We start from the raw sequence: 10,275 nt of genomic DNA on the forward strand, positions 1-10,275 counted from the left end.
TGCAAAAGCAGGATGTGCACCAATAGAAAACGGCAATACTTCATCTGATTGATTTCGAACAAAATACTCAATAACTAATTCGTTTTCCATAAACGTGTAAGCGATTAACAGTTTAAAATCAAATGGGTAATTTGCTTTTGTTTCTTTGGTTGCCTCTACCTCAAAAATAACTTGATATTCACTTTTTTTATCGAAAGTAAATTCCATATTTCTAGCAAATCCATGTCGTGGGAGCTGATAGGTTTTTCCATTAAAGGTATAATTATCATTTTTCAGACGACCAACAATAGGAAACAATATTGGTGAGGTCTTATTCCAATAAGTTTCATCTACTTGCCAAATGTAGTTTTTGTTATTTTTTACTAATGAAATTAATTCAGCTCCTAAAGTATTTATGGTTGCCGAAAGTTGCGAATTGGAAATTGTTATAATCATTTTATATTTTTTTAAACACAGATTAAATAAATTTCTAAAATTTTAATAATTTCATCAATCTGATTTACAACTAGTTATTTTTGGGTTTAATTAATATTTCTACATCTTTTTCTCTTCTAATATCCTCTAAAATCCAATTCAATTCTGGATCGATGTTGCTTTTTCTATCTTCTAAAGTTGGTAAAATTTCTTTATCTGGAAAAATGCCTCTTCCTTCAATATTGGTTTTACCAGTGGCACTCACCAAAGCTAAACCTATTCGTAAATTTACTTTACTATTTGGTAATTGCACCAAAGGCATTTGAGCTGCAACTGTACCATTATAAGCACCTCCAGTTTCTTCACCTACAAAAAAAGCACGTTGATTTGACTTTAAATTTGAAGAAATAATACTTGATGCTGAAAAACTACCACCATTAATTAATACATAAATTTTCCCTTTAAAGCTAGTTGGTTTTGGGTTACGTTGCTTAGAATGTCGATTACTTAAATAGGTACCACTTGCTTCTTTTCTTGTTTTAAAATAAAATAAAGGATAAAAGATAGGTGCGCCTAAAATCTTAAAAAATTTAGTAACATAAACACTTCCTTTAAAATAATTCATATGCAAAAAACTGGTTCTTGATACTACTTCATAATTATCAATAAAAACAAACGGTTTAGAAACTAAATAACTATATAAATCAGCAATTTCATTCAATCTACCGCCACCATTATTACGCAAATCAATAATTAAATTTTTAGTGTTAGCAACAGATAAAATATTAAATGCATCTTCGTAAAATTCATGAGAACTTCCGTTTGAAAAACCTTTAATAGACATAATCGCTGTTATGCTATCGTTATTTACAAAATTCAATGCCCTATTAAATGTTTTAGTATCTTTATTAAAACCATATTTACTATTAAATTTTGCTTTATCTTTTTTTACTTTTTTGGATAATTGTAGCTTTTTTTGATTTGAATTCGACCCGAATGTATCTCGTTTTACTACAAAAAGAGAATCTTTTCCTTCAAATTTAACAACCAATTGCAAACTTTCTTGTATCATACCTTTTTCATAGGTAAAAAAAGTACCAAAGTATTTGCCCAAATATCTTTTAAAAAAAGTTTTATTAAAACCGTCAGATGCCATTCTTTTTGAAAATTTTAAAAGTAAATCTGACGGGTTTTCGGAGTTTATAGAAACAACTTCAGTGTGAGCTTGTATTTTATGACGCGAGCGATTTTTTGTAATAATTAATTTGTTGTCTATATATTCAAAATCAAATTGTGAAAAAGCTGATTGCCCTTTTTTATTAATTGCTTGTATTTCTTTTTTGGTGAATTTTGGTAAACTTGGTGAAACACCTAAATGCCCTTGCCCAATATTTTTAACTACTTGGCTCAATTCTTTATAGAAAGCCAAACCGGTCATAGGTTGTTGAATAGATTTTTTTAAGCTATCAAACTTATAATCTAATTTTTCTTTAGAAATATACCAATATAATTTTGGATGTAATTGTTTGAGTTTTTTATACGAATAATCTACATCTTTTTGAAGTTTATCTGCTTCAATAGGCTCTGTCAATTGCTGATTAAATTTCTTGGTAGATTGACAAGAAAATAAAAATAGCGTACCGAAAATGATTAAAAAGTTCTTCATAAATTTGGGATTTTATAATGAAAAACAAATCTAACTAAAAAAAACATCATATCCATAACGAATAATCATTATACCTACCACAAGTAAAAATAATTTCCGAATAAATTGGTTGCCTTTTAAAATCGCCATTCTGGTGCCAATTATACTTCCTGATATATTGGAAATTGCCATAATAATTGCAATTTCTAAAATATAATTTCCTTGCGAAATAAACACGTAAAGTGCTGAAATATTGGTGATACAATTTATTATTTTCGCATAAGCGGATGCTTCTAAAAATTCAAACCCCAATAACGCTACAAATCCTAAAACCAGAAAACTTCCAGTTCCTGGACCTAAAAAACCATCATAAAAACCAATAAAAATACCCAATAAAAATCCAAATAAATATTTTTTTTTATCGGTTAATATTTTTGTAGAATAAGAACCAAAATCTTTCTTTTTAAAAGTATAAATGGCAATTGCAATTAACATGAAAAAGATAAAAGGTTTCAGAATATTCACGTCAATTCGACTGACTAATTTGGCACCGATAAAAGAAAAAATAAAAGAGCTAAAAGCGGTAATTAACAATAATTTCCAATTAAACTTTACTAGTTTTGCATATTGAACAGCTGCGATTGAAGTACCTGAAAGTCCCGCTATTTTGTTAGTCCCAAATGCAGTTGGAATACTTGAATTTGGAAACATAATCATAAAAGCAGGAAACTGAATTAATCCGCCGCCACCTACAACAGCATCAATAAATCCAGCGAAAAGTGAGGCAATGGCAATTATTACTAAAATAGAAAAGTCGTGCTGAGCAAATAATTCAACTAGATTCATTAATTTTATTCATAATGTGGTGAAAAATTATTTTCAAATATACTATTATTTTATAACTTTTTAATTCAGCATAAGTTGTAGTATATTTGTAAAAAATAAGTTAATTTAAATTCCTAATGCAAATTGGCTTAAAAAAATAGCAAAAATGAACTTTTTAAAAAATATCTTTAAGGAAACCTCATCAAACATATCAGAATCTTCAAAAGAAGATGTGAAATATTTTGAATTAGATAAAATGGAACAATTTGATGAGATTGATGAAATTTCTAAAACAAAACCGGTTGTCTTATTCAAACACAGTACAAGATGTAGTATCAGCAGAATGGTTTTAAAACAATTTGATGCAGAATTTAATTATCCTGAAGAAAAAATAGATTGGTATTTATTAGATTTATTAAATCACCGAGATTTATCTAACGAAATTGCAAGCAGGTATCATGTTGTTCATCAATCGCCACAAATAGTTGTGATCAGAAATGGAAAAGCGGTTTTTAATGAATCACACGATAGTATTTCTGCGGAAGATTTAAAGCAGTTTACATAAAAAAAATACTCCTAAAAAAATTTAGGAGTATTTTATATAATTTAAAATTTTTAAATTTAAAATTTCAATTCAATTGCTGGAAGTAATTTGCTTGATACTTCTCCAAAACCAATTCTTACCTCATTATTTTTACAATATCCTCTAATTATTACCGTATCATTATCGTTAATAAATTTACGTTCAGAACCGTCGTTCATTTTAATTGGATTTTGTCCACCCCAAGATAATTCTAGCATCGAACCAAAAGAATCTGGTGTTGGTCCAGAAATCGTTCCACTTCCCATCATATCTCCAGAATTTACTCTACAACCATTGATTGTATGATGTGCCAATTGCTGACTCATTGTCCAATACATATATTTAAAATTAGAGTTGGAGACAATAGTTTCAACTGAATTTTCTGGATGAATGGCTACTTGTAAATTGATGTCGTAAGCATGACTACCCGTTTGTTGTAAATATGGTAAAGGTTTCGGGCTTTGCTCTGGTGAAGCACAACGAAAGGGTTCCAAAGCATCCAAAGTAACAATCCATGGCGAAATTGACGATGCAAAATTTTTCGCTAAAAACGGCCCAAGCGGCACATATTCCCATTTCTGAATATCTCTTGCAGACCAATCATTGAATAAAACCATTCCGAAAATGGATGCTTCTGCTTCTGCTACAGAAACAGGTTCACCCATTAAATTCGCATCAGTAGTAATAAAAGCCATTTCTAATTCAAAATCTACCAATCTTGAAGGTCCAAAAACGGGTTGTGTTTCTCCATTTGGTAACGTTTGTCCGTAAGGTCTATGAACTGGTATTCCACTAGGAACAATAGTCGAACTCCTACCGTGATATCCTACTGGAATATGCAACCAGTTTGGTAATAATGCATTTTCTGGATCACGGAACATTTTTCCTACATTAGTAGCGTGTTCTTTACTTGAATAAAAATCTGTGTAATCACCGATTTGTACAGGCAATAACATTTCTACATCATCAATCTTAAAAATTACAACATTTTTATGGGAATCATTATCTCTTAATTTTGGATTGGAATCTAAAAAAATATCAGACAACCTGTTTCTAACCAATCGCCATGTCTTTTTTCCATCAGAAATAAAGTCGTTTAAGGTGTCTTGCATAAACATATCGTCTGTAAGGTCGATGCCTTCAAAATAACCTAATTGCTGTAAAGCCCCCATATCAATAGCATAGTCACCAATTCTAGTTCCGATAGTAATTACATCTTCTTTGGTAATAAAAACCCCAAATGGAATATTTTGAATAGGAAAATCACTTTCATTTTTAATCTCTAACCAAGATTTTTTACTTGGATCGTTAGCATAATTTGGCATATCTATATTTTGTATATTTTTGTTAATAATTGAGCAATCAAATTTAAACTATACATTTAATTTACCAAACATTTTTTGTATTTTTGACAAAATTTAAATTTATACATTCAAATGCAACGCGACGAACTTATTTTTGACCTTATTTTAGACGAGCAAGACAGACAAATTCATGGAATTGAATTAATTGCTTCAGAAAACTTTGTGAGCGACCAGGTAATGGAAGCAGCTGGTTCTTGTTTAACCAATAAATACGCGGAAGGATATCCTGGAAAAAGATATTATGGCGGTTGTGAAGTAGTAGATATTGTAGAGCAAGTTGCTATTGATCGAGTAAAAGAATTATTTGGAGCCGAATATGCCAACGTGCAACCTCATTCGGGTTCGCAAGCAAATACTGCTGTTTTTGCAGCTTGCTTACAACCAGGTGATAAAATTTTAGGTTTCGATTTGGCTCACGGAGGGCATTTAACACATGGATCGCCAGTAAATTTTTCAGGGAAATTATATACCGCTAGTTTTTATGGTGTAGAAGAAGAGACTGGAATGTTAAATTACGATACAATTCAAAAAATTGCAACAAAAGAACAACCTAAAATGATTATTGCAGGCGCATCCGCTTATTCTCGTGATATGGATTTTAAACGTTTCCGTGAAATTGCAGATTCTGTTGGGGCACTTTTATTAGCTGATATTTCTCATCCATCTGGATTAATTGCGAAAGGATTATTGAACGATCCAATTCCACATTGCCATATTGTAACTACTACAACTCATAAAACATTACGTGGTCCTCGTGGCGGTTTAATTATGATGGGGAAAGATTTTGAAAACCCATGGGGATTAACTACTCCTAAAGGTGATATTAGAATGATGAGTCATATTTTAGATATGTCTGTTTTTCCTGGAAATCAAGGAGGTCCATTAATGCATATTATTGCTGCTAAAGCAGTCGCGTTTGGTGAAGCTTTAACAGATGAATTTTTCCGTTATGCTTTACAAATGCAAAAAAATGCAAAAGCTATGGCAGAGGCTTTTAATAAAAGAGGTTATAAATTAATTTCTGGAGGGACTGACAATCACATGATGTTGATTGATTTACGTAACAAAAATATTTCTGGTAAAGATGCCGAAAACGCATTGGTTAAAGCGGAAATTACTGTAAATAAAAACATGGTACCGTTTGATGATAAATCGCCATTTGTGACATCAGGAATTCGTGTTGGAACACCAGCAATCACAACACGTGGATTAGTTGAAGAAGACATGGAAACAGTTGTTGCCTTAATTGATAAAGTACTTATGAATTATACTAACGAAACCATTTTAGAAGAAGTAGCCGAAGAAGTTAACGAACTTATGGGCGAAAGAGCTATGTTTGTTTTTTAATTGACATAAATAAAAAGTAACCTAAATAAAAAAGGTATTATGTAATAATCATAATGCCTTTTTAAACAAATACACTTTTTAAACATTATAAACCTCATAAACTTCAACAATATGTCTATTTTACGATTACAATTACCCACCGATCCTCGTTGGGCAAATATAGTAGAAGAAAACTTAGAAGATATTTTAAGCGACCATGCTTGGTGCGAACAAAAAGCAGCAACTAATGCCATAATGCTTATTATTAATAATGCAGAAAAAGAAGATTTGGTATCAGAGATGACCGCGATTTCTATTGAAGAAATGCAACATTTTCAAATGGTTCATGACATTATTAAAGCACGTGGTTACGAATTTTTAAGAGAACGAAAAGACGATTATGTAAACGAATTAGCCAAATTCATGAAGCAATCTTCAGACGGAAGCAGAGCATGTGGTCTAATAGAACGTTTGCTTTTTGCAGCCATGATTGAAGCCAGAAGTTGTGAACGGTTTAAAGTACTTTCTGAGAATTTAAAAGACGAAGAGTTAGCTCAGTTTTATAGAGATTTAATGGAAAGCGAAGCGGCTCACTATACCACTTTTATAAATTTAGCTAGAAAATATGCCGGAAATATCGATGTAGAAAAACGTTGGAAAGCATGGCTAAATCATGAAGCTAGCATCATAGCAAAATATGGAGAAGGTATTACTGTACATGGTTAGAAAGCAACAAATAAATAGTTAAAAGTAAAAATAAAAAAGAATTAAAATCAATACATAATGCCAATAAAAAAATTCGCAGTTATTTCGTTTATTCTTCTTTCCATAACTGTTCAAGGTCAAGAAAGAAACATACAAAACATTAAAAAACTTACTTTTGGTGGTGATAATGCTGAGGCTTATTTTAGTCCAGATAGTAAAAATTTAACCATGCAAGTTACTAACACACAATTCGGTGTGCCTTGCGATCAAATTTATTCGTTAGATTTAACTCAACCAGTAAGCGATTTCAATAACCTAAAATTAGTGTCAACAGGAAAAGGAAGAACGACATGCTCTTATTTTATGCCAGATGGAAAGCATATTATTTATGCCTCTACACATGAAGCGAATGTGGCTTGTCCTGCTCCAACAAAACCAAAAGACGGAAAATATCTTTGGGCTATTTATCCGGAATTTGAAATTTATATGGCAACTAAAGCGGGTGAAATTGTAAAAAAACTAACCAATTCTCCAGGATATGATGCAGAAGCAGTGGTTTCGCCTGACGGAAAAAAGATAGCATTTACCAGTATACGTTCAGGTGATTTAGAAATTTATACTATGGATATAGACGGTAGTAATTTAAAACAAATTACGTTTGGTTTAGGATATGATGGCGGATGTTTCTTTTCACACGATAGTAAAAAATTAGTCTTTCGTTCTTCTCGCCCTACTTCAGAAAAAGACATTAAAGAATACAAAGATTTATTAGCAGAAAATTTAGTGATGCCAACTAATATGGAAATTTACACCTGTAATATTGATGGCTCAGATTTAAAACAAATTACTAAATTAGGAAAAGCCAATTGGGCGCCGTTTTTTCATCCATCAGATAAAAAAATTATTTTTTCATCCAATCACCACGCTACGAAAGGATATGATTTTCAATTATACATGATAAATATTGATGGTACTGGATTGAAACAAATTACCTATGAAAGTGAATTTAATGCGTTTCCACAATTTTCTCCTGACGGAAAAAAATTAGTATTTTCAAGTAATCGCCAACAAGACAAAGCGCGTGAAACAAATGTATTTATTGCAGATTGGGTAGAAACAGATGAAGTTGAAAATGCAGATAGTAAAAATTTAAAAAAACACATTACCTATTTAGCTTCTGATGCCTTAGAAGGAAGACTTTCAGGGAGTAAAGCTGAAAAAACAGCAGCAAGATACATAGAAAGTGAATTTAAAAAATTAGGTTTAGAACCGTACAACAAAACATTTTTACAACCATTTTCATATCGCTACAAAACCAATCCACATGCAGATTCAACAGTTGTAGGAAATTTATTAAATTCGAATAATGTAATTGCTTATTTGGATAATGGTGCAAACAAAACCATTGTTATAGGTGCGCATTACGACCATTTAGGAAAAAACGAACATAATAATTCAACCAAACCTTTCTCGAAAGGCATGATACATAATGGCGCAGACGATAACGCATCTGGTGTAGCTGGAGTTTTAGATTTGGCTCGTATTTATACAAAAAACAATACCAAGGAAAAAGTAAATTTCATTTTTGCATTATTTGCTGGTGAAGAAGATGGTTTAATTGGTTCGAAGCACATGGCTGAATCAATAAAAACACTTTATCCAAATGTAATCACAATGATAAATATGGATATGATTGGGAGATTAGACGATAAGAAAAGTCTTATAGTTGGAGGAACCGGCACCTCTCCTATTTTCTCAGAATTAATTCAACGAAACAAACCTGCTGGATTTGGAGTTACGGAAGAAACTGGCGGAATTGGACCATCTGATCATACTTCATTTTACTTAAAAGATATTCCAGTACTGTTTTTATTTACAGGAACGCATGAAGATTACCACAAACCAAGTGACGATGAAGAAAAAATTAATTATTATGGCGTAACCAATATTGTAAATTATGTTTTTAGAATTGCAAATGAATTAGCCAATAAAGAAAACGTAACATTTACCAAAACTAAAATAAATAGCGAAAAGAAAATGGCAAAATACAAAGTAACACTTGGTATTATGCCAGATTATGCAGAACATGGAGATGGATTACACGTAGACGGTGTAACTGAAGACCGACCAGCCATTAAAGCAGGAATTAAAGAAGGTGATATTATTACTAAAATTGGCGATTGCGAGGTAAAAGAAGTATATAGTTACATGGAATGTTTGTCTAAAATTAATTCTGGAGAAACTAAAGAAGTAGTTTTTATAAGAGATGGAAAAACAAACAAAGTAAACGTAACGTTTTAACAAAAACTAATAAATGACAAACGAGCAAACCGCTATAAAAGCCACCTATTTTAGTATAATTAGCAATACGAGCTTGGCGATTATAAAAGGATTAGCTGGTTTTTTTGGAAATTCTTATGCGTTAATTGCTGATGCTATTGAATCTACAACGGATATCTTTGCGTCGTTTTTAGTTTTATTTGGTATAAAATATTCCAACAGACCTGCAGATGAAAATCATCCTTACGGTCACGGAAGAGCCGAACCATTAATTACTTTTCTAGTCGTAGGTTTTTTAATTACTTCCGCTACAATTATTGCTTACGAAAGCATACTAAATATTGGTACACCGCATGACTTGCCAAAATCTTGGACACTAATTGTTCTGGCATTAATTATAGGTTGGAAAGAATTTTCATTTCAAATGGTAATGAAAAAAAGTATTATCACAAATAGTTCTTCGCTTAAAGCAGATGCTTGGCACCATAGAAGTGATGCCATTACTTCAATTGCCGCTTTTATAGGAATTTCAATTGCTTTACTTTTAGGAAAGGGCTACGAATCTGCAGATGATTGGGCGGCTTTATTGGCTTCCTTTTTTATCATTTATAATAGTTATCTAATTTTCAGACCTGCTTTAGGTGAAATTATGGACGAACATCGATATGACGATTTAGTAGAAAACATCCGCAAAGAATCGTTAAAAGTTGCTGGAATTATAGGGACAGAAAAATGCTTTATCAGAAAAGCAGGAATGAAATATCATGTTGACTTACATGCTATTGTAGATGCAACTATTTCGGTAAAAGATGGGCATGATTTGGCTCACAAATTAAAAGACACTTTAAGAAGTCAGATTTCAGAATTAGGTCACGTCTTAATTCATATTGAACCGAATGAGTAACATTAAAAACATCTTAAAAAGCTGTCAAAATTACATATTGCGTCTGTATTGTCCACCCACTTCAAATAATCCGCTAGTAATTTGTCCTAATGAACACACTTTAGTAGCTTCCATTAATAAGGCAAATATATTTTCGTTTTTAATAGCCGCATTTTGTAATAATTCAATTTGATTGGAAACTATTTCTGTATTCGCATGTTGAAGATTCGTAAGCATTTCTATTTGATAT

General features: G+C 31.5%; 9 protein-coding genes and 1 pseudogene. 5 read left to right on the top strand and 5 right to left on the bottom strand.

Going from position 1 to position 10,275, the window contains the following annotated elements; all coding sequences use genetic code 11:
* From ACIQ2I_RS05605 to ACIQ2I_RS05615, 3 genes and pseudogenes are all read right to left on the bottom strand, one after another.
* Positions 1-435: pseudogene (locus ACIQ2I_RS05605) on the bottom strand (aldose 1-epimerase family protein); the annotation flags it as partial.
* 70 nt (positions 436-505) lie between these two features.
* The gene (locus ACIQ2I_RS05610; RefSeq protein ID WP_396181453.1) at positions 506-2,080 is read right to left on the bottom strand and encodes a S41 family peptidase; all 1,575 of its coding nucleotides are present in this window, start codon (positions 2,078-2,080) and stop codon (positions 506-508) included.
* A 30-nt stretch (positions 2,081-2,110) separates the two neighbouring features.
* The gene (locus tag ACIQ2I_RS05615) at positions 2,111-2,905 is read right to left on the bottom strand and encodes a sulfite exporter TauE/SafE family protein (protein ID WP_396181454.1); all 795 of its coding nucleotides are present in this window, start codon (positions 2,903-2,905) and stop codon (positions 2,111-2,113) included.
* 145 nt (positions 2,906-3,050) lie between these two features.
* Here ACIQ2I_RS05615 and ytxJ point away from each other — a divergent pair, with 145 nt between their 5' ends.
* Complete coding sequence (ytxJ, locus tag ACIQ2I_RS05620; RefSeq protein WP_396181455.1) at positions 3,051-3,449, top strand: bacillithiol system redox-active protein YtxJ; 399 nt, start codon at positions 3,051-3,053, stop codon at positions 3,447-3,449.
* 56 nt (positions 3,450-3,505) lie between these two features.
* Here the strand turns inward: ytxJ and fahA are convergent, their stop codons facing one another.
* Entirely contained in the window at positions 3,506-4,792 is a 1,287-nt protein-coding gene (gene fahA / locus ACIQ2I_RS05625; protein ID WP_396181456.1) for a fumarylacetoacetase, read from the bottom strand.
* A gap of 111 nt (positions 4,793-4,903) precedes the next feature.
* Between fahA and glyA the strand changes: the two genes are divergently transcribed.
* The 4 genes from glyA (at position 4,904) to ACIQ2I_RS05645 (ending at position 10,046) form a co-directional block, all read left to right on the top strand.
* On the top strand, positions 4,904-6,178 hold the full coding sequence (gene glyA, locus ACIQ2I_RS05630; protein ID WP_396181457.1) for a serine hydroxymethyltransferase: 1,275 nt from the start codon (positions 4,904-4,906) through the stop codon (positions 6,176-6,178).
* 117 nt (positions 6,179-6,295) lie between these two features.
* Positions 6,296-6,883: a tRNA-(ms[2]io[6]A)-hydroxylase gene (locus ACIQ2I_RS05635; protein ID WP_396181461.1), complete on the top strand. Its 588-nt coding sequence runs from the start codon at positions 6,296-6,298 to the stop codon at positions 6,881-6,883.
* Between the two features lie 57 nt (positions 6,884-6,940).
* On the top strand, positions 6,941-9,163 hold the full coding sequence (locus ACIQ2I_RS05640; protein WP_396181458.1) for a M20/M25/M40 family metallo-hydrolase: 2,223 nt from the start codon (positions 6,941-6,943) through the stop codon (positions 9,161-9,163).
* A 13-nt stretch (positions 9,164-9,176) separates the two neighbouring features.
* Positions 9,177-10,046 carry a cation diffusion facilitator family transporter gene (locus tag ACIQ2I_RS05645; protein WP_396181459.1) on the top strand — a complete coding sequence of 290 codons (870 nt, stop codon included), beginning with the start codon at positions 9,177-9,179 and terminating at the stop codon, positions 10,044-10,046.
* 30 nt (positions 10,047-10,076) lie between these two features.
* Here ACIQ2I_RS05645 and ACIQ2I_RS05650 read toward each other — a convergent pair.
* Positions 10,077-10,275 (bottom strand): hypothetical protein (locus ACIQ2I_RS05650; RefSeq protein ID WP_396181460.1); only part of this gene is annotated, 199 nt, incomplete at its 5' end.

The organism is Flavobacterium sp. (assembly GCF_044368995.1).
GTDB lineage: Bacteria > Bacteroidota > Bacteroidia > Flavobacteriales > Flavobacteriaceae > Flavobacterium.

Excerpts from the sequence above, each read along its gene's own strand:
- ACIQ2I_RS05645 (WP_396181459.1), top strand. The coding sequence starts at position 9,177 with ATGACAAACGAGCAAACCGCTATAAAAGCCACCTATTTTAGTATAATT.
- ytxJ (WP_396181455.1), top strand. The coding sequence starts at position 3,051 with ATGAACTTTTTAAAAAATATCTTTAAGGAAACCTCATCAAACATATCA.
- ACIQ2I_RS05640 (WP_396181458.1), top strand. The coding sequence starts at position 6,941 with ATGCCAATAAAAAAATTCGCAGTTATTTCGTTTATTCTTCTTTCCATA.
- ACIQ2I_RS05610 (WP_396181453.1), bottom strand. The coding sequence starts at position 2,080 with ATGAAGAACTTTTTAATCATTTTCGGTACGCTATTTTTATTTTCTTGT.
- glyA (WP_396181457.1), top strand. The coding sequence starts at position 4,904 with ATGCAACGCGACGAACTTATTTTTGACCTTATTTTAGACGAGCAAGAC.
- fahA (WP_396181456.1), bottom strand. The coding sequence starts at position 4,792 with ATGCCAAATTATGCTAACGATCCAAGTAAAAAATCTTGGTTAGAGATT.
- ACIQ2I_RS05615 (WP_396181454.1), bottom strand. The coding sequence starts at position 2,905 with ATGAATCTAGTTGAATTATTTGCTCAGCACGACTTTTCTATTTTAGTA.